This is a genomic window from Xanthomonas sp. 10-10 (genome assembly GCF_040182365.1).
Classification (GTDB): Bacteria; Pseudomonadota; Gammaproteobacteria; order Xanthomonadales; family Xanthomonadaceae; genus Xanthomonas; species Xanthomonas arboricola_F.
Genome location: NZ_CP144460.1, coordinates 4,213,743 through 4,237,874 on the forward strand (window position 1 = coordinate 4,213,743; position 24,132 = coordinate 4,237,874).

Below are 24,132 nucleotides of genomic sequence, written 5' to 3' on the forward strand. Positions count from 1 at the left end.
CTTATCGCTGCGAGGTGAAACTCACGCCCGTCTTGGCACGCAACTCCTCCAGCCCCACCCCATCGGCCGCTTCCACCAAGACCAGTCCATCGGCGGTGACATCGAACACGGCCAGGTCGGTGATGATGCGGTCGACCACGCCCACGCCGGTCAATGGCAGGTCGCACTCGGGCAGGATCTTGTGGCTGCCGTCCTTGGCCACGTGTTCCATCAGCACCACCACGCGCTTGACGCCGGCCACCAGGTCCATCGCCCCGCCCATGCCCTTGACCATCTTGCCGGGCACCATCCAGTTGGCCAGGTCGCCGCGGTCGGTGACCTGCATCGCGCCAAGGATCGCCAGGTCGATATGGCCGCCGCGGATCATCGCGAACGAGTCATGGCTGCCGAAGTAACTGGCACCGGCGCGCGCGGTCACGGTCTGCTTGCCGGCATTGATCAGGTCGGCATCCACTTCGTCTTCGGCAGGAAACGGGCCGATGCCGAGCAGGCCATTTTCCGATTGCAGCCACACGTCCACGCCATCGGGGATGTGATTGGCCACCAGCGTCGGCAGGCCGATGCCCAGGTTGACGTAAGCGCCGTCGGTCAATTCGCGTGCCGCGCGTGCGGCCATCTGATCTCGGGTCCAGGCCATCAGTGCTGTCCTTCGCGCACGGTGCGCTGTTCGATGCGTTTTTCCGGTGCGGTGTTGAGCACCAGCCGGTCGACGTAGATGCCAGGCAGATGCACCTGGTCCGGGTCGATCGTGCCCAGCTCCACGATTTCCTCGACCTCGGCAATGCAGACGCGGCCAGCCATGGCGCAGGCCGGGTTGAAATTGCGCGCGGTCTTGCGGAAGACCAGGTTGCCGGCAGTGTCGGCGCGCCACGCCTTCACCAGCGCGACATCGGCATGCAGCGCCGTTTCCAGCACATAATGCTTGCCGTCGAATTGCCGGGTTTCCTTGCCCTCGGCCACGATGGTGCCGTAGCCGGTAGCGGTGTAGAACGCGGGAATTCCCGCACCGCCCGCACGCAGGCGCTCGGCCAGGGTGCCCTGCGGATTGAATTCCAGCTCGAGCTCGCCAGCCAGGTACTGGCGCTCGAATTCCTTGTTTTCGCCCACGTAGGACGAAATCATCTTGCGGATCTGCCGGGTGGCCAGGAGTTGACCGAGCCCGAATCCATCGACGCCGGCGTTGTTGGAAATCACCGTCAATCCGCCGACCCCGCTGTCGCGCACGGCGGCGATCAGGGCCTCGGGAATCCCGCACAAACCAAAGCCGCCCACCGCCAGCGTCTGGCCATCGGCCAGCACGCCATCCAGCGCCGCCGTTGCGTCGGCATAGCGTTTACCGCCGGCCTCACCCTCTCCATCGTTGCGCATCACCGCCCTCGCCTCGCTGATGTAAACGCCCATTCTAGCCGCTGACTGTTCCCTGTCCCCGGTCGCAATTCCGCCACACCCAAGACACGGCGCACCCGCTAAACTCGGCTGTCCCCCACCACAGGAATTGCCCATGACGCTACCCGCCTTCAAGGCCTACGATATTCGCGGCCGCGTGCCGGATGAACTCAACGAGGACTTGGCCCGCCGGATCGGCGTGGCACTGGCGGCGCAGCTGGATCAAGGGCCCGTGGTCCTGGGCCACGATGTGCGCCTGGCCAGCCCGGCCTTGCAGGAAGCGCTGTCGGCAGGCCTGCGTGCCAGCGGCCGCGAGGTGATCGACATCGGCCTGTGCGGTACCGAGGAGGTCTATTTCCAGACCGATTACCTCAAGGCTGCCGGCGGCGTGATGGTCACCGCCAGCCACAATCCGATGGACTACAACGGCATGAAGCTGGTGCGCGAGCAGGCCCGGCCGATCAGTTCCGATACCGGCCTGTTCGCGATCCGCGACACGGTTGCTGCCGATACCGCCGCAGCCGGCGAGCCTACCGCAAGCGAGCACAGCCGCACCGACAAGACCGCCTATCTTGAGCACCTGCTCAGCTACGTCGACCGCAGCACGCTCAAGCCGCTCAAGCTGGTCGTCAATGCGGGCAACGGCGGTGCGGGCCTGATCGTGGACCTGCTTGCACCGCATCTGCCATTCGAATTCGTGCGTGTGTTCCATGAACCGGACGGCAACTTTCCCAACGGCATTCCCAACCCGCTGCTGCCGGAAAACCGCGATGCGACCGCCAAGGCGGTCAAGGATCACGGCGCCGACTTCGGCATCGCGTGGGATGGCGACTTCGATCGCTGCTTCTTCTTCGACCACACCGGCCGCTTCATCGAAGGCTATTACCTGGTCGGCCTGCTGGCCCAGGCGATCCTGGCCAAGCAGCCCGGCGGCAAGGTCGTGCACGATCCGCGCCTGACCTGGAATACGGTGGAGCAGGTCGAAGAAGCCGGCGGCATTCCGGTGCTGTGCAAGAGCGGCCACGCCTTCATCAAGGAAAAGATGCGCAGCGAAAACGCCGTGTATGGCGGCGAGATGAGTGCGCACCATTATTTCCGCGAGTTCGCCTACGCCGACTCCGGCATGATCCCGTGGCTGCTGATCGCCGAGCTGGTGTCGCAGTCCGGACGTTCGCTGGCCGACCTGGTCGAAGCGCGCATGCAGAAGTTCCCGTGCAGCGGCGAGATCAACTTCAAGGTTGCCGATGCCAAGGCCTCGGTCGCCCGCGTGATGGAACACTACGCCGACCTGTCGCCCGAGCTGGACTACACCGACGGCATCAGTGCGGATTTCGGCCAGTGGCGCTTCAACCTGCGCAGCTCCAACACCGAGCCGCTGTTGCGCCTGAACGTGGAAACGCGCGGCGATGCCGCACTGCTGGAAAGCCGCACACAAGAGATTTCCGACTTGTTGCGCGGTTGATTCACTCTCCTCTCCCACCCATAGACGCACTTTGGAGTTTCCCCCGCCCATGAGCGACGTCCTACCCATCATTTTGTCCGGCGGTTCCGGCACGCGCCTGTGGCCGCTGTCGCGCGAATCCTATCCCAAGCAGTTCCTGCCGCTGGTCGGCGACAAGAGCATGTTGCAGGCGACCTGGCTGCGCTCGGCTCCGGTCGCAGGCCATGCGCCGATCGTGGTTGCCAACGAAGAACATCGGTTCATGGCAGCCGAGCAGTTGCAGCAGCTGGGCGTGAAGCCCTCAGCCATTTTGTTGGAGCCCAAGGGGCGCAATACCGCCCCGGCGATCGCGGTCGCTGCCCTGGAAGCCATGCGCAACGGCGCCGACCCGCTGCTTCTGGTCCTTCCGTCCGATCACGTCATTCAGAATGAAGCCGCGTTTCAGGCCGCGGTGACGGCAGCAGCGGGTGCGGCCGAGCAGGGCAAGCTGGTCACCTTCGGCATCAAGCCGACCGCGCCCGAAACCGGCTACGGCTACATCAAGGCCGGTGCCGGGACGGGCGCCACCGCCGTCGAGCGTTTCGTCGAGAAGCCCGACCTGGCCACCGCGCAGGGTTACCTCGCCAGCGGCGAGTACTACTGGAACAGCGGCATGTTCCTGTTCCGTGCCTCGCGCTACCTGGAGGAACTGCGCAAGTTCCACCCGGCCATTGCCGATGCCTGCCAGAAAGCCTGGGAAAACGGCAAGCGCGATGCCGACTTCACCCGCCTGGACAAGGACGCGTTCGCAGCCAGCCCGTCGGATTCGATCGACTACGCGGTGATGGAAAAGACCGCCGATGCGGTCGTGGTCCCACTGGATGCCGGCTGGAACGATGTCGGTTCGTGGTCGTCGCTGCTGGATGTGTCCGAGCAGGACGCCCACGGCAACGCGCATCATGGCGACGTGATCCAGGTCGACTGCCGCAATACCTACGCCTATGGCTCGCGCCTGATCGCCATGGTCGGCCTGGAAGACGTGGTCGTCGTCGAGACGCCGGACGCCGTGCTGGTCGGTCATCGCGATCGCATCCAGGAGGTCAAGGACGTGGTCGGCCAGATCAAGACGGCTGGCCGTTCCGAGGCCACCTGGCATCGCAAGGTCTATCGTCCGTGGGGCGCCTACGATTCCATCGACATGGGCCAGCGCCACCAGGTCAAGCGCATCACCGTCAAACCCGGTGCCGTGCTGAGCCTGCAAATGCACCACCATCGCGCCGAACACTGGATCGTGGTGAGCGGAACCGCCGAAGTCACCCGTGGCGACGAGGTCCTGCTGCTGACCGAAAACCAGAGTACCTACATCCCGCTGGGCGTAACCCATCGCCTGCGCAATCCGGGCAAGTTGCCGCTGGAGCTGATCGAAGTGCAGTCCGGCAGCTACCTGGGCGAAGACGACATCGTGCGTTTTGAGGATACCTACGGCCGAGCTTGACCGCTCGCTTGCGCTATCTGTTCTGAACAAAAAACAGCCGGGATTCCCGGCTGTTTTTCGTTGTGGATCTGGTCCGCGGCATCACCGCGACCCAGGCGCTGCCGTCAACGTCTGGCCGCAGCCAACTCGGCAATCACCTGCTGCAAGCCGGCCTGCCATTGCGGCAACACGATGCCAAAATCGTTCTGCAGCTTGTCGACCGACAACCGCGAATATGCCGGCCGCTTCGCTGGCGTCGGGTAGTCCGCTGTGGTGATCGGCACGACACGCGGCGCACGCGCCAGCAAGCCCGCCGCGACGGCCTGATCGAAGATGGCCTCGGCAAACCCGTGCCAACTTGTCTGGCCCGCCGCCGTCAGGTGCCAGGTCCCCGACGTACTGTGACTGCGCTGACGCAGCAACTGCGCGGTGACATTGGCAATCAAGGCAGCAGGCGTTGGTGTACCGATCTGGTCGGCCACCACCCGCAATTCGTCGCGCTCTGCACCCACGCGCAGCATCGTGCGCAGGAAATTGGCACCATGCGAGGCATACACCCAGGCAGTGCGCAAGATCAGATGTTGGGCGCCCGACTCCCGGATCGCCTGCTCGCCAGCGAGCTTGGTTTCGCCATACACGCCCAGCGGCGAGGTGTGCGAGTCTTCGCGATAGGGCGCGCTGCCTTGCCCGTCGAAGACGTAATCGGTGGAGTAATGCACCAATGGCACCTCGTGCGCAGCACACCATTGCGCGATGACGCCTGGAGATTGCGCATTTGCACGCATGGCGCTGTCGCGATCCTGCTCGGCACGATCCACCGCGGTGTAGGCGGCGGCATTGACCACAGCGGTTGGATGGATGCGCTCCAGCAGACCTGTCAACGTGCCTGGCGCGTCGAAATCGGCAGTTTCGCAAGCGGTGCCATCAGGCAGTTGACCACTGCGTGTCGTCGCGGTTACTGCGCCATCGACCGCAAGCGCACGCAACAATTCGGTGCCGACCTGCCCGTTTGCGCCGAAAACCAAAATGGTCACGGAGAGAACACCGGCAGGCGCTCGACCGGCACATCGGCCAGGAACGGCGCAGCCGCGTCCTTGGCGGAAAGCACCGGGTCGCTGATCGGCCAGTCGATCCCGATTGCCGCATCGTCCCAACGCACGCCTGCGTCGGCTTCCTTGACGTAGACGTCAGTGCACAGGTAACTGAAGACCGCGCGTTCTGACAGCACCGCAAAGCCGTGCGCAAAGCCTTCCGGAATCCAGAATTGCCTTTTGTTTTCTGCGCTCAGTACCACTGCCTCCCACTGGCCGAAGGTAGGCGAGCCATGGCGTACGTCAACGGCCACGTCGTAGACCTCGCCTTCGAGCACGCTGACCAGCTTGCCCTGCGGCCGCGGCCACTGGTAGTGCAAGCCGCGCAGCACGCCTTTGGCCGACGTCGACACGTTGCTTTGCACGAAGCGAGTCGGCAAACCCTGTTGGCCAAAACGTTCCGCGTTCCAGGTCTCGAAAAAATAGCCGCGCTCATCGCCAAACACCGCCGGCTCGATCACCACGCAGCCAGACAGCTTGGTTTCAATCACTTTCATGGAACAACTCCTCTTAACGCCAATTCGTGCAGATACTTGCCGTAGTCGTTCTTTCGCAACGGTGCTGCCAGGCGCTCCAGTTGCTCGGCATCGATCCAGCCCTGGCCAAACGCGATTTCTTCAGGGCAACACACCTGCAGACCTTGCCGCATCTGGATGGTCTCGATGAAATTGGCTGCTTCGTGCAACGACTGATGCGTACCGGTATCCAGCCACGCATAGCCACGCCCCAGCGGCTCAAGATGCAGGTTGCCCGCATCGAGATAGCAGCGATTGAGATCGGTGATCTCCAGCTCACCGCGTGGAGATGGCTGCAGCGCAGCCGCATAGTCGCTGGCCTTGCCATCGTAGAAATACAGACCCGTGACCGCATAGTTGGAGCGGGGTTTTTCCGGCTTTTCGGCAATATCGATGACCTTGCCGTGCTGATCGAATTCGGCGACGCCATAGCGCTCCGGGTCATTGACCCAGTAACCGAAGACCGTTGCGCCCTGCTCGCGCGCATCGGCACGGCGCAGCGTCTCGGTCAAGCCATGCCCATGAAAGATGTTGTCGCCCAATACCAGGCAGCTCGGCTTGCCATCGACGAAATCGCGGCCGATCAGATACGCCTGCGCCAGTCCATCGGGACTCGGTTGCACGGCATATTGGATGTTGACTCCCCACTGCGAGCCATCGCCCAGCAGCGACTGAAACAGTGCCTGCTCATGGGGCGTATTGATGATCAGGATGTCACGGATGCCCGCCAGCATCAGAACACTGAGCGGGTAATAGATCATCGGCTTGTCGTACACCGGCAGCAGCTGCTTGCTGACGCCCTTGGTGATCGGATACAGGCGCGTGCCGGATCCACCCGCCAGAATGATGCCTTTGCGTTGTGTCATGAGAGCTTCCTTGGGAGGTCCGTACATCTGTGCGGACACTGGGGGTGGAGAGTTATGCCGTCGCGCCGATGCGTTCCAGGCGGTAGCTTCCGTCCAATACACCCTGTACCCACGTCTGATTGGTCAGGTACCACTCGATCGTCTGCGCAATCCCTTGCTCGAAGGTGTAGGCAGGTTCCCAACCCAGTTCGTTCTTCAATTTGGAGGCGTCGATCGCATAGCGCCGGTCATGCCCTGGCCGATCGGTGACGTAAGTGATCTGGCTCGCACGCGGCTTGCCATCTTCGCGCGGACGATGTTGATCCAGCAGTGCGCAGATCGCCTGCACGACTTCGATGTTCTGACGTTCGGAGTTGCCGCCCACGTTGTAGGTCTCACCGACCCTGCCCTTGGCAAGAACCGTGCGGATCGCCTCGCAATGGTCGCTGACGAACAGCCAGTCGCGCACCTGCTTGCCGTCGCCGTAGACCGGCAGCGGCTCGCCAGCCAGTGCCTTGGCGATGACCAGCGGGATGAGCTTTTCGGGAAAGTGGTACGGGCCGTAGTTGTTCGAGCAATTGGTGGTCAGCACCGGCAGCCCATAGGTGTGGTGGAACGCGCGCACCAGGTGATCCGAAGCGGCCTTGGAGGCCGAATACGGCGAATTGGGTGCGTAGGGCGTGGTTTCGGTGAACTTGCCGGTTTCGCCGAGCGTGCCGTAGACCTCGTCGGTGGAGACGTGCAGAAAACGGAACGCGTCGCGGCGCGTGTCCGGCAACCCCTTCCAGTAATCGCGAACCGCCTCGAGCAATGCCAGGGTGCCGACGACATTGGTCTGGATGAAGGCGCCCGGGCCTTCGATCGAGCGATCCACGTGGCTTTCGGCTGCGAAGTTCAGGACCGCGTCGGGCTGGTACTCCTGCAGCAGCCGGGTGACGAGCGCCCCGTCGCCGATATCGCCCTTGATGAACACGTGATCGGCGTTGCCTTCCAGCGATGCCAACGTGTTCAGATTTCCTGCGTAGGTCAGCGCGTCGAGATTGACCACGCGAATCCCGCGCGAGACCGCTTCAAGAACAAAATTGCCGCCGATGAAGCCGGCACCGCCGGTTACTAGCCAAGTCGCCACTGTCTACCCCTCCTGGTCGCGCGCGAACCGCGCTGCGTTTTCAAACCGCACAGGATATACGGTCCGGGCATTATCGAGCTTAAGCGCGAGCGAGTACGCACGGCTGCCATGTCGCACCGCAGCATCCATACGCCATCGCATGGTGGATGCTGCCCGGTTAGAATGGGCGCACTCCCGAGCCTGCCGCCGCGGCCGGGCCTTCCCGCAATAGCTGAAGGATCTCGTACACGATGAAAATCCTCGTCGCCTACAAGCGCGTGGTGGACTACAACGTCCGCATTCAGGTCAAGCCAGATGGCTCCGGCGTGGTGACCGACGGCGTCAAGCTGTCACCGAACCCGTTCGACGAAATCGCCCTCGAAGAAGCGTTGCGCCTGCGCGATGCCGGCATTGCCACCGAGGTAGTGGTCGCCACTCTCGCCCCGGCCGATGCCGCCGCGCACCTGCGCAACGGCCTGGCCATGGGTGCCAACCGCGCCATCCACGTGGTCACCGATGCGGCCATCCAGCCACTGACTGCTGCACGTGCCCTGCTGAAGCTGGTCGAGAAGGAGCAGCCCGATCTGGTGATCCTGGGCAAGCAGGCCATCGACGATGACGCCAACCAGACCGGCCAGATGCTGGCCACCTTGTGGGGTCGCCCTCAGGCGACCTTCGCCGGCAAGCTGGTGGTTGCCGATGGCAAGGCCACGGTGACGCGCGAAGTGGATGCCGGCCTGGAAACGCTGGAAGTGGACCTGCCGGCGGTGATCACCACCGATCTGCGCCTGAACGAGCCGCGCTTCATCAAGCTGCCGGACATCATGAAGGCCAAGAGCAAGCCGATGGAGACCCTGGCTTTCGCCGATCTGGGCGTGGACGCGCACGACAGTCTGACCACCACCCACTACGCGGCACCGGCCAAGCGCAGCCGCGGCGTGATGGTCAAGGACGCCGCCGAACTGGTGGCCGCACTCAAGCAGAAGGGGTTGCTGTAATGGCCAAGGTTCTCATCGTTGCCGAACATCTCAACGGCCAGCTCAACGCGGCCACCGCCAAGACGCTGAGCGCCGCCCTGGCCGTATCGCCCGAGTCGATCGACGTGGTGGTGCTGGCCGCCGATCCTGCGGCCGTTGCCGCCCAGGCCGCTCAGTTGGCGGGTGTTGCCCGCGTGCTGACGGTGACCAACGCTGCCAACGAACACGCCGTCGCGCAGGTGCTTGGCCCCCAGATCGCGCAGCTGGCCGGTCAGGGCTACACCCATGTCTTCGGCCCCTCCACCACCTTCGGCAAGGACCTGATGCCGGTGGTGGCCGCGCTGCTGGGCGTGAACCAGATCTCCGACCTGATGACGGTCGAAGATGCGTATACCTTCAAGCGCCCGATCTACGCCGGCAATGCCATCATCACCGTGAAGGCGCCGGCCGACCAGGTCGTGGTGGCAACCGTGCGCAGCGCCTCGTGGCCGGAAGCGGCTACCGGCGGAAGCGCAGCGGTCGAATCCGCCAGCATCGATGTCGCACTGCCGGTGCACACCCGCTTCATCGGCCTGGCTGCAGGCAACTCCGACCGCCCCGACCTGCAGAGCGCCAAGCGTGTGGTGTCCGGCGGTCGCGGCGTCGGCTCGGCAGAGAACTTCCAGCATATCTACAGCCTGGCAGACAAACTCGGTGCCGCCGTGGGTGCTTCGCGTGCGGCGGTCGATGCCGGCTACGTGCCCAACGAGCTGCAGGTCGGACAGACCGGCAAGATCATCGCGCCCGAGCTCTACGTGGCGATTGGCATCAGCGGCGCGATCCAGCATCTGACCGGCATCAAGGACGCTGGCACCATCGTGGCGATCAACAAGGATCCGGAGTCGCCGATCTTCGAGATCGCCGATATCGGGTTGGTGGGGGATTTATTTACGCTGCTGCCTGAGTTGGAGGCTGCGCTGGGCTAAGAGCACCTGACGAAACTCCAGCGACGTTGCCAGGTCGGCGAAGCCCGGACTCAGTGCGGCATGTACGATTCGTACATTCCAGCTACCGAGCGCTACCGAAACCTTCCTGGCGACTGTTCGCGACATTTCGTTGGCCTTTCGAAGGTCCTGTCGGCTGCAATGGCTCCACCCTCGCCACCAAACATCAGCGATGCCGCCAAGCCGCGGCATCGTCTGGATTATCTGGCCGCCTTCGTGCTGGTGCTGTGTGCGGGGTACGTGGCTGTACTGCTGTGGCTGGATCACGGCAACGGTACCTTCTCCAAGCTGGGCGATGTCTGGCAGTTGATGTCGCTGGCAATCGTGCCGGTGTCCATCACTTATTTGTTCCGATATTGGCGGTGGCGTTGGTTGCTGCGCCGAAAGGGACATCGAGTACCGTTCTTGCACGGTCTGGCTGGCTATCTGGCGGGCTTTGCGCTGACTGCTACGCCCGGCAAGGCCGGTGAGCTGATGCGTATCCGCTACTTCGCGCGCATGGGCATTCCGCCCGAGCGCACGCTTGGAGTCTTCGTCTTCGAACGTGCATCCGACCTGCTGGTGATCTTGTCCTTGTCGCTGCTGGCTGCACCGGTGTTCCCGACCTTGGGGGCCCTGGTTGCAGTGGTTCTGGGATTTGTCTGCGTGTTGTTCGGTGCAGCGGCCTGGCCCGCTCTGCTCAACCAATTGACCAACCTGAGCGAACGCTTGCCTGGAACATGGTTGCGGCGCCTGACCCGTTTTGGCCTCGCCGCAGTGCTGGAACTACGCAGCTGCCTGGACCTTAGAGCATTCGCGCAAAGCATGCTTGCGGGGTCGATCGCTTGGGGGCTGACGTCGGCTGTGTTCGTGGGATTGTGCACAGGCATGGGCTTGCCGCTGGATCCTGTTGTCGCGTTCGGCATCTACCCCCTGGCGATGCTGATTGGCGCATTGTCTTTTGTTCCTGGAGGTGTGGGCACCACCGAACTGGCCATTGTTTTGATGCTTGATCGGCTCGGGATCTCCGCCGCAGACGCAATTGCGGCCGCTGTCGCAGCCCGCCTGGTCACGCTCTGGTACGCGATCGCGGTTGGCGCGGTGGCTATGTCGATCGCCGAATTTGCCTTACAAAATGAGGCAAGCCTAGTCGACTAGGTATAATCGCGGCCCCGCAATGGATCGCCAGGCCGTCGATGTCCGCCCCTACCAGCAGCTCCACTCGTCCGGTTGTTTCGGGACGCGCCTTGTGCGTGGATCTGGATGGCACGCTTCTGAATTCGGACATCCTTTACGAGTCGTTACTCGCCTTGCTGGCGCGCAGCCCGCTGTATCTGTTCCTGCTGCCGCTGTGGCTGTTGCGCGGCAAGGCGGCGCTGAAACGCGAGCTGGCCTCGCGCGTGGCATTGCCCGCAGAAACCCTGCCCTACAACCCCCAGGTACTGGAGCTTCTGCGAACCACGACACAGCGCCCGCGGGTGCTGTGCACCGCCTCTGACGCGCTGCTGGTGACGCCAATAGCCGCGCATCTGGGCTTGTTCGAACAAGTGATCGCAAGCGACGGCAAGCGCAACCTGTCCGGCCGCAACAAGGCAGATGTGCTGGTTGAGACGTTCGGCCAGGGCAACTTCGATTACGCCGGCAACGGCAGCGTGGACCTGCACGTGTGGGACAAGGCCGGCGGCGCCTGGGTCGTCAACAATGGCACTGCGCTTGCGAAGGCCGCAGCGCAACGCACGACAGTGCATGCGCACTGGCCCGCTCCATCGCGCGGCAGCGCATGGCTCAAGGCTCTGCGACTACATCAATGGTTGAAGAATCTGTTGGTGTTCGTCCCGCTGCTCACCGCGCACCGCTTCCTGGATCTGGAATCGGTAGTGCAATCCACAATTGCACTGGTGGCATTCGGGCTGTGCGCATCCGGCGTGTATATCCTCAATGACCTGCTCGATCTGACCCCGGACCGTCAGCATCCGCGCAAGCGAAGGCGACCGTTCGCTGCTGGCCGACTGCCCTTGTTGCAAGGCCTGCTTGTCGCGCCCGCGCTCACCATTGCCGGACTGCTGCTTTCCCTGGCCTGCAGCATCGAGTTTACGCTGGTGTTGTTGGCCTATTACGTCATGACCCTGGCCTATTCGCTGCGTTTGAAGCGCATTGTGATGATTGATGTGGTGCTGCTTGCAGCGCTATACACCGTGCGCATCATCGGCGGAGCGATGGCGATCGGTATCGAATTGTCGTTTTGGCTACTGGCCTTCTCGATGTTCATGTTCCTATCGCTGGCATTGCTCAAGCGCTACACGGAGCTGCATGCCATGTTGAGCAGCGGCAAGACCAAGGCCAGTGGGCGTGCGTACTCGGTGGAGGATCTTTCGCTGCTGCAGTCGATGGGCACGGCGGCCGGCTACATCGCGGTAATGGTGATGGCGCTGTACATCAACAGTCCCGAGAGTGTGGAGCTGTACCGCAATCCCAAGCTGCTCTGGCTGGTGTGTCCGGTGTTGCTGTACTGGGTGAGCCGAGTCTGGATCATCGCCCATCGCGGAGAGATGCATGATGACCCGATCGTGTTCGCCGCCACCGATCGCGTAAGCCAGATCGTTGTGGTGCTGTGCGGGTTATTCGCCCTGAGCGCCATCTGATGGCGGCGGGGCAATCCTGGGGGCGATATCCCAGAGCGCAGCAGATGTTGCTACCGATCAACGATCGTGCGGCGAATCTGCCCGCATTCGACGGCCTTGCCCTGCCGCGTGGTAACGGACGCAGTTATGGCGACAGTTGCCTGAACCCGAATGGCGCACTGCTGTGCGCGCGCGGACTTGATCGCTTCGTCGCCTTCGACCCGGCTACTGGCGTGTTGCGTTGCGAAGCCGGTGTCACCCTCGCCGACATCATCGAGCTGGTGCTGCCACAGGGCTGGTTTCTGCCGGTCACGCCTGGCACACGCTATGTGACCATCGCCGGCGCGATCGCCAACGACGTGCACGGCAAGAACCATCACCGTACCGGCAGCTTCGGCCATCACGTGCGCGCATTCGAATTGCTGCGCAGCGATGGCGAGCGCCGCCTCTGCACGCCGCACGATGCCGATGGCTGGTTCGCAGCCACGTTGGGGGGGCTGGGCTTGACCGGGCTGATCACCTGGGCCGAACTTCAATTGCGCCGCGTCGCTAGCCCGGCGCTGGAAACGGAGAACATACGCTTCGGCTCGCTCGACGAGTTCTTTGCGCTGTCGGCAGCATCGGCAGATAGCCACGAATACAGCGTAGCCTGGATCGATTGCCTGGCAAGCGGGAAGGCGCGTGGTCGAGGACATTTCACCCGTGCCGATCATTGCACCGGGCTGCCCCAGGAACAGCCGAAGCCCCCAGGCAAGGGTCTGTCCATGCCGATCACGCCACCGATTTCGTTGGTGAACAAGGCATCTCTGCGACCCTTCAACACGCTCTACTACTGGCGCCAACCCGCACCGCGCAAGCGCTCTGTCAGCCATCTCCTGCCGTTCTTCTATCCGCTGGACGGCATCCGAGACTGGAACCGCATGTACGGACCCGCCGGCTTTCTGCAATACCAGTGTGTGCTGCCGCCGAGCGCCTCCCGCGATGGCGTCGATGCCTTGCTGGGCGAAATCGCACGCAGTGGTAGCGGCTCGTTCCTGGCTGTGCTGAAGGAGTTCGGCAACACACCGTCCCTGGGCATGCTGTCCTTTCCCAGGCCGGGCACCACGCTTGCACTGGATTTTCCCAATACCGGTCCTGCTGTGTTGAGCCTGCTCGAACGCCTCGACCGCATCGTCGACGAGACTGGCGGCGCTCTGTACCCTGCCAAGGACGCACGTATGGCTGCGTGTTCGTTTCAGCGCGCCTACGGCCGCTGGCGCGAATTCAGCGGCTATCTCGATCCACGTTTTTCTTCCGGCTTCTGGCGCCGGGTCACGGAGTAGACATGCAACGCGTCCTCATCATCGGCGCCACCTCGGCCATCGCCGAAGCAACCGCCCGCCGCTACGCCGCACGTGGGGCGGCCATCCATCTGCTGGGCCGCCAGGCCGCGCGCCTGGAAACAATTGCCGCAGACCTCACGACCCGCGGCGCCCGAAGCAGCATCGGCGTGCTGGATGTCAACGACGATGCACGCCATGGCGAGATCCTGGATGCGGCCTGGGCTGCATTGGGCGGTGTCGATGTCGTGTTGATCGCACATGGCACGCTACCGGATCAAGCTGCGTGTAACGCATCGGTCGAACTGTCGCTGCGCGAGTTCGCAACCAACGGCACTTCCACGATTGCCCTGTGCGCAACGATTGTGCCGCGACTAACGTCGGGCGCCACGCTTGCTGTCATTTCTTCGGTGGCGGGAGATCGCGGCCGAGCGAGCAACTACCTCTACGGCAGTGCCAAGGCGGCTGTGACTGCTTACCTGAGCGGTCTGGGACAGCGCCTGCGCACGGAAGGCATCAACGTCCTCACGATCAAGCCAGGCTTCGTCGACACGCCCATGACCGCGGCTTTCAAGAAGGGCGCACTGTGGGCAAAGCCGGACCAGATCGCCAAGGGAATCCTCGCCGCAGTGGACAAGCGTCGCGCTGTGGCCTATCTGCCGGCTTTTTGGTGGGTCATCATGTTGGTGATCAAGAACATACCGGAATTCATTTTTCGTCGCATCTCGCTATAAACCGCTCCACCCCACAGAGGAAGTGCTGAGATGCCAGACATCGACCAAGATCTCGACGTACTCTATCAACACCGTTTCCCGAAGGAAGAACTGGCCAACAAGAACCGGATCTGGCAAGTGTTGTGCACGCAGTATTTCAGCCGGTTCGTCAAACCGAATGAGACCGTGGTAGACATCGGAGCCGGGTATTGCGAGTTCATCAACAACATTCCAGCCGCGCACAAGATCGCCGTCGATCTCAATCCCGACGTGCGCAAGTTCGCCGCCGATGGCATCCGCATCATCAACGAGTCGTGCATTGCAGTCAGCTCGATCCCTAGCGCCAGTGTCGATGCGGTGTTCATGAGCAACTTTCTTGAGCACCTGCCAACCAAGGATCTGGTGTTGCAAACGCTGCGGGAAAGCGCACGTATGCTCAAGCCGGGCGGAAGAGTCATCATCTTGCAACCCAATATTCGCTTTTTGTACGACGAGTATTGGGATTACTTCGATCACCATACGGCGCTAAGCGACCGCAGCCTGGTAGAGGGAGTACTGATGGCGGGATTGGATCCGCAGGTGGTGATCCCCAAATTCCTGCCCTACACCACCAAGAGCCGACTACCGCAGGCTCCCTGGCTGGTATCGCTGTACCTGCGCATCCCGCTCGCCTGGCACGTCCTGGGCAAGCAAGCGCTGGTCATTGCCTACAAGCGCGACTGACCCATCCTCCATTCGTTTCAGAGTCCAGCCATGGCACAGAAAAGTGACAAGATCGTGTTGACCGGTGCCGCAGGCCTGGTGGGACAGAATCTTATCGTCGAGATGAAACAGCAGGGATATACGCAGCTGGTCGCCATCGACAAGCACGAGCACAACCTCGATATCTTGCGCAACCTGCATCCGGATGTGACGACGATCTTGGCAGACCTGGCCGAACCTGGTGCCTGGAGCGAAGCGTTCGCAGGCGCTCGCCTGGTGGTACAGCTGCACGCACAGATCACCGGCAAGTTCCGCACATTGTTCGACCGCAACAACCTGCAGGCGACCGAGCGCGTGCTGAAGGCCTGCGCGGATCACCAGGTTCCATACATGGTGCATATCAGCTCATCGGTGGTGAATTCGGTTGCCACGGATGACTACACAGACACAAAGAAACTGCAGGAGGCGCTAGTTCGCACCAGTGGAATCCCTCACTGCGTGCTGCGTCCGACGTTGATGTTCGGCTGGTTCGATCCCAAGCACCTGGGATGGCTATCGCGCTTCATGGCCCGCACTCCGGTATTCCCAATCCCCGGAGATGGAAAGTTCATGCGCCAACCGTTGTACGAGCGGGATTTTTGTCGCTGCATCGTGCAGTGCATAGAACGCGAACCTGCGGGCAATATCTACGATATCGTCGGCGCCACGCGTGTGGATTACGTCGATATCATTCGTACCATCAAGCGCGCAAAGCAACTGCGCACTGTGATCGTGCATATCCCGATTGGCTTCTTTGCCTTTTTACTCCGGGTGTACAGCCTGTTCAGCAGCAAGCCTCCATTCACCGCCGATCAACTCAAGGCACTCTCGGCCGGCGATGACTTCAAAGGCGTAGATACGCAGGCTATTTTCGGCGTAACCCAGACTCCGTTCGAAGAGGCCATCCGCGAAAGCTACTGCGACCCGCGCTACAGTCACATCGTCCTCAAGCGTTGACACGCCGTACAAGCCGGCATCCATCATCTCCAAGGCAGACATGAGCAAGTATTCAATTATCGGCAGTGGCCCCATGGGCTTGATGGCCGCACTCGAACTTCTCGACCGCGGCCACGCGGTGGACATCTATGAGCGCGACGACCGCATCGGCGGCATGTCGGCGGCGTTCGACTTCGACGGCCTTTCGATCGAACGCTATTACCATTTCATCTGCAAAACCGATTACCCATTGTTCAAATTGCTCGATCGCCTTGGCATGGCCGACAAATTGAAGTGGACCGACACCAAAATGGGGTATTTCTACGATGGCCGATTGTATAAATGGGGCTCACCGTTCGCGCTGCTGAGCTTCCCGCACCTCGGCCCGATCAGCAAGCTGCGCTATGCGCTGCACGTCATGCACACCAAGAGCATCTCCGATTGGTCAGCGCTCGACAAGGTGAACGCACGCGACTGGATCACCGGCTGGATCGGCAAGAAAGCCTACAAGGTCATGTGGGAGAAAGCGTTCGGCCTGAAGTTCTTCGAGTACGCCAACGACCTGTCGGCATCGTGGATCGGCACGCGCATCAAACGCATCGCCCTCTCCCGCCGCAACCTGTTCAACGAGAGCCTGGGTTATCTGCAGGGCGGCTCGGCAATCCTGCTGGATGCCATGGTGGCCGAGATCCAGCGTCGCGGCGGCCGTATCCTGCTCGGCCGGCCGATCGATGAAGTGGTTTCCGAAGCCAATCAGGTCACTGGTATTCGCGTGGGCAATCAATTCCACGCATACGATGCAGTGATCTCAACTGCACCGATTCAGTACGTGCCGGCGATGGTTCCGGGACTGCCTACGGCATTCGCTGATTCCATACGGCGAATCGAAAATATTCCGGTCGCATGCGTCATTCTCAAGCTTAGCCAACCGATCAGCGAAAACTTCTGGATGAATATCAGCGATGACGGCATCGCTATTCCGGGCGTGATCGAATACAGCAACCTCAACCCGGGCACGGACAACGCGCAGAAGATCCTGTACGCGCCCTATTACATGCCCAAAACCCACCCGAAGTGGCAATGGAGCAATCAGCAGCTGATCGATGAAGTCATCAGCTACATGCCCAAGATCAACCCGGCATTCAAACCGGAGTGGGTCCTCGCCACGCACTGTCACCGTTACGAATTTGCGCAGACCATCTGCCCCCCAGGGTTTCAGGACATGCTGCCGGCGATGAAGACACCATTGACCGGCTTCTATATGGCCGATACAGCGTATTACTATCCTGAGGACCGCTCGATTTCCGAAAGCTTGGCAGTCGGTACTACGCTGGCCGAGACTGCAGCAGGCGAGCCGTGATCAGCAAACGCTTTTTCATGTTTATCGTATCCGGTGGCATTGCAGCCGCTGCCAATTTCTGTTCGCGCATTCTCTTCAGCCAGTGGTTTCCATACTCACTTGCGATCGTTCTGGGCTTCATGGTTGGCCTTGTCGTGGCATTCGTTCTGATGCGACAACTTGCCTTCAAGGACACCAGCAACGCAGCTCATTCTCAGGTGATGTGGTTCCTGGTCGTTAATGCTATTGCGCTCTTGCAAACCTTCTGCGTCAGCCTACTGCTGGCTCGCTGGCTGCTGCCCTTTTTGGGCGTCACTCGCGGCGCGGAGACCATTGCGCACGCCATCGGCGTCGCCACTCCGGTGCTGACGAGTTACATCGGTCACAAACGACTATCTTTCCGCAGCTAACAACGACGCACCCAGCCAGCCAGCGCTCTAACCTTTCTGCTCCACTCAATGACAAGCACTCCATACGACATGATTCCCAGCGAGCATTTCAACGGCGCAAGCAAAGCGGTAGACACCTGGCACGTTGTCATCGCCTTCATCGTCTCCTCCTTGCTCATTGCGGCATACAGCCACCTGATCGGGCTCAACATAACGCCGTTCAAGGCAGAATCGGGCTTGTTCATCGCGCAAGCCTGGAGCCATGGCGACCATTTCGATTTCATCAAGCCGTTGTTGACGCATGCTCGCAACGGCCACTTCACACCGGTGTTCTTCATCTTGGAGTTCGTGCAGGCGGGTTGGTTTGGCGCTGATGAGCAGTACTGGTTCATTCGTCAGATGCTTGTGCTCGGACTTCTGTCGACCTCACTCTATCTGCTCAGCCGCTCCGCACTTGTATTTACGTCTCTGCATCAGCGGGCCTGCGCGGTCATCGCAGGGCTGGTGGCAATGGCATTCGTCGTACAACCCACAGTTCTAGAATTGACGACGTGGCCATTCATGGCCGCTCAGCTACTTTGTATTTCTTGCGGCGCAATGGCAACGTCGAATCTGCTGAACGCCACACGCACCAGTGACATCAAACACATTTACTGGGCTCTCGCATGGGGCTATGCCTCGATGCATCTGTTCGGCGTGGGCTTCACGATCAGCGTTACGGTCATCGTGGCCACCATCGCATGTACATGGGCACTCAGACTGCCTGCCAAGGCATATGCAGCCGCTACGGCGGCTACGATCATGACACTGATACATGCCGCAGTCATGGCACAGAGCCCCGAGCAAGCGACTGGCGAGCGGGCGGTCGGCTGGAGCGATCAAGTGACCAGAATGGGCGCTCTCTACATGGGGTCTGTCCAGGGCGGTGCCCGCTCGCTCTGGGCTAACGGCCGCTTCCCTTGGCCGAATCCCGATACCTATGCCACCGACGCAGCATATGGGTACGCGCTACTTCTCGCCCTGGTCGCGACAGCGATCGCACTGTTATGGAAGGGCCGACGGGAGCAGAAGCCGTTACTGGTCGCTTACGGACTGCTTACTGGAATCTTCGCGTTTTCGCTGGGGCTTTATTGCGCCCTGATCGTAGTTCGCCTCCAGTATTCACCTGGAAATACCGCGATAAATCCATTTCTATTCGGCACTCGCTACCTGATCTTTCCCGCGTTTTTCATTTTTCTGCTCAGCCCCTTGCTACTGATCCCGATGGCAAAAAGTCTGGGTAATTGGATCATCCTGCCCGCCAGCGCGATTGGCGGAGGGACCGTGATCGCGACTTACGTCTTTTTCACGACGGTGACGACGCTTTGGCCAATTTTCGCAACGCCATTCTCGGTAAGCTGGTCCAAAGTCGTGAATGACGCCCGCATGCAACTGAAGACGACAGGCTTCATTCAAGACCGTCCACTTTTAGAATTGGATCCCGAGTTCCACGCTGAACTGCATCAGTTCAGCGGATTGCTAGAAAGCGAACTTGGCTGCCGCGACTGCGTGAAATTCCAAGACCAAGGTAAATGAAAATGATGACGGGCAGGTCGGCACACCTGCCCCGCTGAAGGCTAGTGTTGCCGAAGCATTAGGTTCAACGTTTCAGCCGTGCTGCCTGCAGTCAACGTTGATCCAGTCTGCCGCCCCATACCCGGGTAGATCCAAGCCACCATTTCCTTGGTGCCGGACAGTCTTCTGAATTCGTAACTAATCACGCCTCCCTCGAACGTCACACCAAGATTAGGACGTAATCCAATCTCTAGATAATCATTGTCCTTCGAGCCCTGCAGCGGAGCTTTGCCCTCGACACAACGGCCATCCTGGCAGAGGCGGAACTCCACTTCGCCATCTGCGGCTCCTCCGCCATTTCCAATCTGCACCGCAATGGAATCCACTCGCAATGCTCCGACAGGAGAAAACGTTCCACGGATCGTCTCACCTGCAGAGAGCCGAATGGATCGGTTGGAAGAATCGTCGAATGGCGAGCGAACTTGCACCTGAACATTGGCACCGAGCTGGCAATCGCGAGGAGGATGTTGATGGCAAGCCGCCAACGAGAACGGCAAGAGGCTGATAAGAAGGTGTTTATGCATGATTCCTCCAAAAAGACGGTTCAGCCGAACAGCAACGCATGACCGCGATGCAGTAACAAGGCGATATTGATTACTAGCTGCCCTGTGACGCAGGCCAGCATCAGTGAAGTAAGGTTTCTCTGCTGCATCCAGCGCAGGGATAGCATCAGCAGCGCCACGGAAACTGCATGAAGGCCGTGAACTGCGGGAATGGTCAGTACGCTGAACACACTGATCAGTAACGCCGAAGGCAATGCCAGCAGCAATACAAATTCCTTGGAATGCTGGCGGATGCATTGGACAGATGCGAATGCGGCTTGGGGCAACAGCAGAAGCCCGACAGCGCCGACAATGCCAAGCAGAGATGCTTGCACCAAGTCGACGACAGATGGTAAAGCATGGAAGCTGATGGGTGCGATTGCATTAAGCAGGTTAATGAAACGCGTTGCGGCATGTGACGCAAAACCTGCGCTCACGCTAAGATTCTGCTCAACCAAGTCCGATGGCAACTGCAGGTACCAGTACGCCCACGCCCACCAAACCACTGGTCCTCCGGTGGCGACTATCGCAAACGGCAACAGTCCGCGGCGAGGGTTTTGATCGTTTCGTTCCCGGATCAACAGATACAAAGCAAATGCACCGATGAACACTACGGCATACGGGTGCGACCAATAGGCCAAAGCAGCCAACAGGCCAGCGACCCAGGTGCGGTCGCGGGCCAGCAAGGTAAAGGCGCTCAGCAACAAGAAGAACGCAGCAAGCGATTTTGGCCAGGCGAATAGCGTCTGCCCGATAAAATAAGGACTACTGCCGAAGACCAGTAGACCCGCAATCCAGTAGCCGCGCCGCAGCCTGAAGTATTGGAAGAGCAATGCAGCGCCGACAAAGAGCGAAGCATTCAGGACCAAAGCCACTGCCAGAAACCGACGGTAGCTACGATCGTCGCCAAAGCTTCCGACGTCAGGCCACTGCTTGCCAACATAGCGAAATGTAGGCAACGGCCCGACCACCTTTTGCGGAGGGCCCATTGCAGCACGCAGCGGCACAGCCGCTAGCGACATCAAGATAGGTCGGTTGGCGAGTTCCTGGCCCGGCATCAAGGGCCGCTCCTCCGCGAAGGAGATATCGCGCAGCAAGTACTCCGTTGCAGCGAAAGGAATGAAATTGTCGGCTGGCATTGCCCCCATCATCACCTGCACCCTGACATGCAAGTGGTCATTCTTGATCACGTATGCGCCATCCGGCAGGTCAGAGGGCATCTTGACCGGCAAGAAGGTGATCAACATCGGGATACTGGCCATCAACAGCCATCCCAGTATCGCAATTCGTGCATCCGTCGCTGACGTACCTGCCTTGGATCCAAACATGCGCGAAAAGACGTTTGTTCGATACCACTGGACACACGACAATAGCAATCCGATGGAGAGCAGCACCCATGCATTGGTCTGATAATCCAGAGACACCGAAACGACGCCCACGCCTAGAATCGCGAGCCCCAAGATCCCGAACCCAATGGAGTAAGACAACAACTCCAATCCCATGAGCATACGGCCACGCGCAGAACAGGCAACAATGGCTCCGCCTACCACAAGCACCAATAAGGCGGTCAATGCGATCAACCCCAGTGCCACCAGCATCGCCATCATCTTCAACACCCCCGTAAGAAAAATGGGCTGCAGCTCCCGAGACTGCAGCCCGATGGCTAGAGGATAGAGCAATTCCGCAGTCTGATCACGCCATCGTATCGCCAGGATGCTTCGGCTTACTTGGTACGCGGCAACCTTATAATAGAGAATCGTCTGTGCCGGACGATTACGGCAACGCAAGCTTTGGGATCACAGGATGAGTCAGCTACAGACCGCCACTCTAGCGGCGCTGGTAGGTCCCGCCTACCTAGTAATTCTTTGTCTTGTCGGGAGCACCGTCGGACACACATGGATCCGCGGCATCACATGCCGCTGGGAACGCGGCGCCTCGGTGCTGCTTGCCGGCCTGCTGGCCCATGTATTGTTGGCCAGTGCGTTTCTCATTGTCGCGCCGTCTTGGAGCGGGGCATCGCTTTGGATCCTGCTTGCCGGTTGCTTGGTTAGTTGGCGCTGGCAGCGGCCTCAGCTTGCAGGCCTGTGCATGCCGACCCTGCTGGTTATATCGTACAGTTTGGTCTGTTTCGGGTTGCTACTTAGCTTCCACGGTGGTCCAGGGCGTGGCGTTACGATCTTCTGGAGCATCTACACGCTGACCAACATCACTCCGGGTGATTCGCCCCAGGCAGCGCTGCAGGCGCAATACCTACTGTTTGGCAAAAACCTTATCGGCGCAGAGGATTTTGCTCTGTTCGACCGCCCATTCCTAGGTGGAATCATCACCGCCGGCACCCTACCCGCTTTCGGCATCCGTCTACCTTCCAGGTTCTTCGACTACTCAGAACTGACCGCGTTCGCTTATGTCAGCCTATGGATTGCGATCAACGCAATCTCTGCACTCAGCCTTCTGGGGATCGTCGAACGCTTCAGTCGTGGCCGTAGCGCGTTGATCATCAGCCTGTTGGTTCTGGCATCACCCTTCCTGGTGTTCAACAGCATTGGGGCATGGCCCAAATTGCTGGCACTTGCGCTCTTGTGCTATGCCTGCAATCAAGCGCTACGCCAAAAGTGGATTGCAGCAATGTTGCTCAGCGGTGCGTCGTTCTTCGCACACGGGTCCTTCCTCTGGGCCCATTTGTCATTTGGGGGAGTACTGATCTTCACCCTAATAGCCCAAGGGTGGAGACAGTCGTCAATGGCCTGGCCCCGATTGGCAGCAATGTTACTCATTTGCCTGGCTGTACCGGCCGCTTGGTTCGCAGCGGAACACTTGACCGGAAGTGCCACCCCGCTTCGTACATATTATCTTTACAACGTTTCGGTCAACCATGGCCTGCACCATAGCGCCGAACAGATCGCGCAGGGATTCTATGCCTCGACGAATGCTACGAACCTCGTGAACCTGCCATGGATAAACATGATCAAGGGAATTTTGCCAATCGAAACGCTCGACCTGATACTCAACTATCGCCTCTCGAACGAGGCGACCGGCTGGCGCGCACTGGGTGAGACTCTATTCCGCACGCAATTCATGCGCGCCTGGTTCGCACTGGGGCTGATTGGAGGCGCTGTTGCCTGCCGAGGCCTGACACATGCCAATTCATCACAGTGGTTGCCGCGGCTGGCGCTAATTGCATTCTTCCTCCTGCCCCTGATTCCAGGCCTTGGCCTATACCGACGCGACGATCATTTCCTTCTGCCGATCATGATGTTCGCAGCGATACCAGTACTGATATCGTTCTCCATCGGATTCCACTTGCTGCGCAACAGCACGATGACTGTCATTGGATTGGCGATGATTGCCGAGTACCTGATGATCTACTTCTGGCGCTACCCACCAGGACGCTACGTCGGCGAGTTCAACGCTTACTACCTCGCCGCAATCACGGTAGGCATGCTGTTTACCGCTGCATGCATCGCTTGGCCGCGGCCACTCCGGCTGCCCCTTCCAGGAGGAATTCCGGAGCATGTTCGATGAGCCGCCATCTGCAATGGCTGACTCCTAATCTCTGCATGGCTGTTGCAGTCGGTTTCGTTGCCGTCAGCGCACTCGTTGCTCCTCGCCTGGTCTACCGACTCAGCAATGACGGCGGCTTTATCGAGAATGGCGAGCAAGTCGACCTCGGTCGCTGGACTCAAATTTCTGTCTATCGGAACGGTGGGGCGGTTCTCGGCATAAATCGGCCAGATCGTGACCCGCCCTTGCACCACGAATCATGGATCAATACTGGACAATGGCTGCGTTTCGATCATGTGCCGGCGACGCGACGCAGTCGCTTTGTCGCTGAGGTTCGCGTGCATCCGGAGTGGCCCCGCGACCGTGCTACCGAAGTCGAGTTCCGAGTGCTTGCACTCTCGCCGGGCAAGCCGCCCCTGCAGGCGACACTGACGCCCAGCCTGGAAAAACAGACCGAATGGACCCGAATCGAACTGGACCTTGCACCACTGGCTGGAGATAACGTAAAGATTCAGCTGGTACCGAGTGCGCAGCAGGGGATCTGGACGCTGATGCGAGATCCCAAGGTCGTGGTGGCGGAAGTGGCCGCACAGTAGTAACCGGGGCGTGGGAGCGTCGCCCCCCGTCTTCAGACCCGAT

The 24,132-nt window shown here is 60.5% G+C and carries 23 protein-coding genes and 1 other RNA gene; 16 read left to right on the forward strand and 8 right to left on the reverse strand.

Annotation, left to right across the window (positions count from 1 at the left end):
- Nucleotide 1: 1 nt before the first annotated feature.
- Together VZ068_RS17635 and VZ068_RS17640 are read right to left on the reverse strand one after the other, a co-directional pair.
- On the reverse strand, nucleotides 2-637 hold the full coding sequence (locus VZ068_RS17635; RefSeq protein WP_349656013.1) for a CoA transferase subunit B: 636 nt from the start codon (nucleotides 635-637) through the stop codon (nucleotides 2-4).
- The gene (locus tag VZ068_RS17640) at nucleotides 637-1,368 is read right to left on the reverse strand and encodes a CoA transferase subunit A (RefSeq protein WP_259163083.1); all 732 of its coding nucleotides are present in this window, start codon (nucleotides 1,366-1,368) and stop codon (nucleotides 637-639) included. Before VZ068_RS17640 ends, VZ068_RS17635 begins: the two co-directional genes overlap by 1 nt.
- 133 nt (nucleotides 1,369-1,501) lie before the next feature.
- On the opposite strand from VZ068_RS17640, the gene VZ068_RS17645 reads away from it, so the two are divergent.
- Nucleotides 1,502-2,848, forward strand: coding sequence for a phosphomannomutase (locus VZ068_RS17645; protein WP_349656014.1), 1,347 nt, complete (start codon nucleotides 1,502-1,504; stop codon nucleotides 2,846-2,848).
- Between the two features lie 49 nt (nucleotides 2,849-2,897).
- Nucleotides 2,898-4,301, forward strand: coding sequence for a mannose-1-phosphate guanylyltransferase/mannose-6-phosphate isomerase (locus tag VZ068_RS17650; RefSeq protein ID WP_259156510.1), 1,404 nt, complete (start codon nucleotides 2,898-2,900; stop codon nucleotides 4,299-4,301).
- Between the two features lie 104 nt (nucleotides 4,302-4,405).
- Here the strand turns inward: VZ068_RS17650 and rfbD are convergent, their stop codons facing one another.
- From rfbD to rfbB, 4 genes are read right to left on the reverse strand one after another with little or no spacing between them, the layout of a single operon-like run.
- On the reverse strand, nucleotides 4,406-5,314 hold the full coding sequence (rfbD, locus tag VZ068_RS17655) for a dTDP-4-dehydrorhamnose reductase (RefSeq protein WP_349656015.1): 909 nt from the start codon (nucleotides 5,312-5,314) through the stop codon (nucleotides 4,406-4,408).
- A complete protein-coding gene (gene rfbC, locus VZ068_RS17660; RefSeq protein WP_349656016.1) occupies nucleotides 5,311-5,868 on the reverse strand; it encodes a dTDP-4-dehydrorhamnose 3,5-epimerase in 558 nt (185 codons plus the stop codon). Before rfbC ends, rfbD begins: the two co-directional genes overlap by 4 nt.
- Nucleotides 5,865-6,752, reverse strand: a complete 888-nt coding sequence (gene rfbA, locus VZ068_RS17665) for a glucose-1-phosphate thymidylyltransferase RfbA (protein WP_349656017.1) — start codon at nucleotides 6,750-6,752, stop codon at nucleotides 5,865-5,867. Before rfbA ends, rfbC begins: the two co-directional genes overlap by 4 nt.
- A 52-nt stretch (nucleotides 6,753-6,804) precedes the next feature.
- Complete coding sequence (gene rfbB, locus VZ068_RS17670; RefSeq protein WP_349656018.1) at nucleotides 6,805-7,860, reverse strand: dTDP-glucose 4,6-dehydratase; 1,056 nt, start codon at nucleotides 7,858-7,860, stop codon at nucleotides 6,805-6,807.
- Between the two features lie 230 nt (nucleotides 7,861-8,090).
- On the opposite strand from rfbB, the gene VZ068_RS17675 reads away from it, so the two are divergent.
- The 12 genes from VZ068_RS17675 to VZ068_RS17730 all read left to right on the forward strand — a co-directional run bounded on the left by VZ068_RS17675 (nucleotide 8,091) and on the right by VZ068_RS17730 (nucleotide 19,411).
- Complete coding sequence (locus VZ068_RS17675; RefSeq protein WP_104615412.1) at nucleotides 8,091-8,837, forward strand: electron transfer flavoprotein subunit beta/FixA family protein; 747 nt, start codon at nucleotides 8,091-8,093, stop codon at nucleotides 8,835-8,837.
- Nucleotides 8,837-9,781, forward strand: coding sequence for an electron transfer flavoprotein subunit alpha/FixB family protein (locus VZ068_RS17680; RefSeq protein WP_349656019.1), 945 nt, complete (start codon nucleotides 8,837-8,839; stop codon nucleotides 9,779-9,781). Before VZ068_RS17675 ends, VZ068_RS17680 begins: the two co-directional genes overlap by 1 nt.
- 60 nt (nucleotides 9,782-9,841) lie before the next feature.
- Nucleotides 9,842-9,917, forward strand: a non-coding RNA gene (locus VZ068_RS17685) — sX9 sRNA.
- Nucleotides 9,918-9,940: 23 nt separating this feature from the next.
- On the forward strand, nucleotides 9,941-10,936 hold the full coding sequence (locus VZ068_RS17690) for a lysylphosphatidylglycerol synthase transmembrane domain-containing protein (protein WP_349656020.1): 996 nt from the start codon (nucleotides 9,941-9,943) through the stop codon (nucleotides 10,934-10,936).
- 95 nt (nucleotides 10,937-11,031) lie between these two features.
- Nucleotides 11,032-12,420, forward strand: a complete 1,389-nt coding sequence (locus tag VZ068_RS17695; protein WP_046963385.1) for a UbiA family prenyltransferase — start codon at nucleotides 11,032-11,034, stop codon at nucleotides 12,418-12,420.
- A complete protein-coding gene (locus VZ068_RS17700) occupies nucleotides 12,420-13,721 on the forward strand; it encodes an FAD-binding oxidoreductase (RefSeq protein WP_349656021.1) in 1,302 nt (433 codons plus the stop codon). The genes VZ068_RS17695 and VZ068_RS17700 overlap by 1 nt, the downstream gene beginning before the upstream one ends.
- A 2-nt stretch (nucleotides 13,722-13,723) precedes the next feature.
- Nucleotides 13,724-14,452: an SDR family oxidoreductase gene (locus VZ068_RS17705; RefSeq protein WP_349656022.1), complete on the forward strand. Its 729-nt coding sequence runs from the start codon at nucleotides 13,724-13,726 to the stop codon at nucleotides 14,450-14,452.
- A 30-nt stretch (nucleotides 14,453-14,482) separates the two neighbouring features.
- Nucleotides 14,483-15,154, forward strand: coding sequence for a class I SAM-dependent methyltransferase (locus VZ068_RS17710; RefSeq protein ID WP_349656023.1), 672 nt, complete (start codon nucleotides 14,483-14,485; stop codon nucleotides 15,152-15,154).
- A 30-nt stretch (nucleotides 15,155-15,184) separates the two neighbouring features.
- A complete protein-coding gene (locus tag VZ068_RS17715) occupies nucleotides 15,185-16,129 on the forward strand; it encodes an NAD-dependent epimerase/dehydratase family protein (protein ID WP_046963318.1) in 945 nt (314 codons plus the stop codon).
- 40 nt (nucleotides 16,130-16,169) lie between these two features.
- Nucleotides 16,170-17,468 (forward strand): NAD(P)/FAD-dependent oxidoreductase, encoded by a 1,299-nt coding sequence (locus VZ068_RS17720; protein ID WP_349656024.1) that lies wholly within the window; start codon nucleotides 16,170-16,172, stop codon nucleotides 17,466-17,468.
- Entirely contained in the window at nucleotides 17,465-17,857 is a 393-nt protein-coding gene (locus VZ068_RS17725; RefSeq protein ID WP_349656025.1) for a GtrA family protein, read from the forward strand. The genes VZ068_RS17720 and VZ068_RS17725 overlap by 4 nt, the downstream gene beginning before the upstream one ends.
- Nucleotides 17,858-17,926: 69 nt before the next feature.
- Nucleotides 17,927-19,411, forward strand: coding sequence for a hypothetical protein (locus VZ068_RS17730; RefSeq protein ID WP_349656026.1), 1,485 nt, complete (start codon nucleotides 17,927-17,929; stop codon nucleotides 19,409-19,411).
- A gap of 41 nt (nucleotides 19,412-19,452) precedes the next feature.
- Here VZ068_RS17730 and VZ068_RS17735 read toward each other — a convergent pair whose 3' ends face one another.
- Together VZ068_RS17735 and VZ068_RS17740 are read right to left on the reverse strand one after the other, a co-directional pair.
- Nucleotides 19,453-19,974 carry a hypothetical protein gene (locus VZ068_RS17735; RefSeq protein WP_349656027.1) on the reverse strand — a complete coding sequence of 174 codons (522 nt, stop codon included), beginning with the start codon at nucleotides 19,972-19,974 and terminating at the stop codon, nucleotides 19,453-19,455.
- A gap of 20 nt (nucleotides 19,975-19,994) precedes the next feature.
- On the reverse strand, nucleotides 19,995-21,599 hold the full coding sequence (locus tag VZ068_RS17740) for a hypothetical protein (protein ID WP_349656028.1): 1,605 nt from the start codon (nucleotides 21,597-21,599) through the stop codon (nucleotides 19,995-19,997).
- A gap of 196 nt (nucleotides 21,600-21,795) precedes the next feature.
- Between VZ068_RS17740 and VZ068_RS17745 the strand changes: the two genes are divergently transcribed.
- Nucleotides 21,796-23,514, forward strand: a complete 1,719-nt coding sequence (locus tag VZ068_RS17745) for a hypothetical protein (RefSeq protein WP_349656029.1) — start codon at nucleotides 21,796-21,798, stop codon at nucleotides 23,512-23,514.
- Nucleotides 23,511-24,089, forward strand: a complete 579-nt coding sequence (locus tag VZ068_RS17750; protein WP_349656030.1) for a hypothetical protein — start codon at nucleotides 23,511-23,513, stop codon at nucleotides 24,087-24,089. The genes VZ068_RS17745 and VZ068_RS17750 overlap by 4 nt, the downstream gene beginning before the upstream one ends.
- Nucleotides 24,090-24,132: the final 43 nt, after the last annotated feature.

Bases quoted from the DNA above. Each gene is read 5' to 3' on its own strand.
- VZ068_RS17635 (WP_349656013.1), bottom strand. From the start codon at position 637: ATGGCCTGGACCCGAGATCAGATGGCCGCACGCGCGGCACGCGAATTG.
- VZ068_RS17640 (WP_259163083.1), bottom strand. From the start codon at position 1,368: ATGCGCAACGATGGAGAGGGTGAGGCCGGCGGTAAACGCTATGCCGAC.
- VZ068_RS17645 (WP_349656014.1), top strand. From the start codon at position 1,502: ATGACGCTACCCGCCTTCAAGGCCTACGATATTCGCGGCCGCGTGCCG.
- VZ068_RS17650 (WP_259156510.1), top strand. From the start codon at position 2,898: ATGAGCGACGTCCTACCCATCATTTTGTCCGGCGGTTCCGGCACGCGC.
- rfbC (WP_349656016.1), bottom strand. From the start codon at position 5,868: ATGAAAGTGATTGAAACCAAGCTGTCTGGCTGCGTGGTGATCGAGCCG.
- rfbA (WP_349656017.1), bottom strand. From the start codon at position 6,752: ATGACACAACGCAAAGGCATCATTCTGGCGGGTGGATCCGGCACGCGC.
- VZ068_RS17675 (WP_104615412.1), top strand. From the start codon at position 8,091: ATGAAAATCCTCGTCGCCTACAAGCGCGTGGTGGACTACAACGTCCGC.
- VZ068_RS17680 (WP_349656019.1), top strand. From the start codon at position 8,837: ATGGCCAAGGTTCTCATCGTTGCCGAACATCTCAACGGCCAGCTCAAC.
- VZ068_RS17690 (WP_349656020.1), top strand. From the start codon at position 9,941: ATGGCTCCACCCTCGCCACCAAACATCAGCGATGCCGCCAAGCCGCGG.
- VZ068_RS17700 (WP_349656021.1), top strand. From the start codon at position 12,420: ATGGCGGCGGGGCAATCCTGGGGGCGATATCCCAGAGCGCAGCAGATG.
- VZ068_RS17705 (WP_349656022.1), top strand. From the start codon at position 13,724: ATGCAACGCGTCCTCATCATCGGCGCCACCTCGGCCATCGCCGAAGCA.
- VZ068_RS17710 (WP_349656023.1), top strand. From the start codon at position 14,483: ATGCCAGACATCGACCAAGATCTCGACGTACTCTATCAACACCGTTTC.
- VZ068_RS17715 (WP_046963318.1), top strand. From the start codon at position 15,185: ATGGCACAGAAAAGTGACAAGATCGTGTTGACCGGTGCCGCAGGCCTG.
- VZ068_RS17720 (WP_349656024.1), top strand. From the start codon at position 16,170: ATGAGCAAGTATTCAATTATCGGCAGTGGCCCCATGGGCTTGATGGCC.
- VZ068_RS17730 (WP_349656026.1), top strand. From the start codon at position 17,927: ATGATTCCCAGCGAGCATTTCAACGGCGCAAGCAAAGCGGTAGACACC.
- VZ068_RS17735 (WP_349656027.1), bottom strand. From the start codon at position 19,974: ATGCATAAACACCTTCTTATCAGCCTCTTGCCGTTCTCGTTGGCGGCT.
- VZ068_RS17740 (WP_349656028.1), bottom strand. From the start codon at position 21,599: ATGATGGCGATGCTGGTGGCACTGGGGTTGATCGCATTGACCGCCTTA.
- VZ068_RS17745 (WP_349656029.1), top strand. From the start codon at position 21,796: ATGAGTCAGCTACAGACCGCCACTCTAGCGGCGCTGGTAGGTCCCGCC.
- VZ068_RS17750 (WP_349656030.1), top strand. From the start codon at position 23,511: ATGAGCCGCCATCTGCAATGGCTGACTCCTAATCTCTGCATGGCTGTT.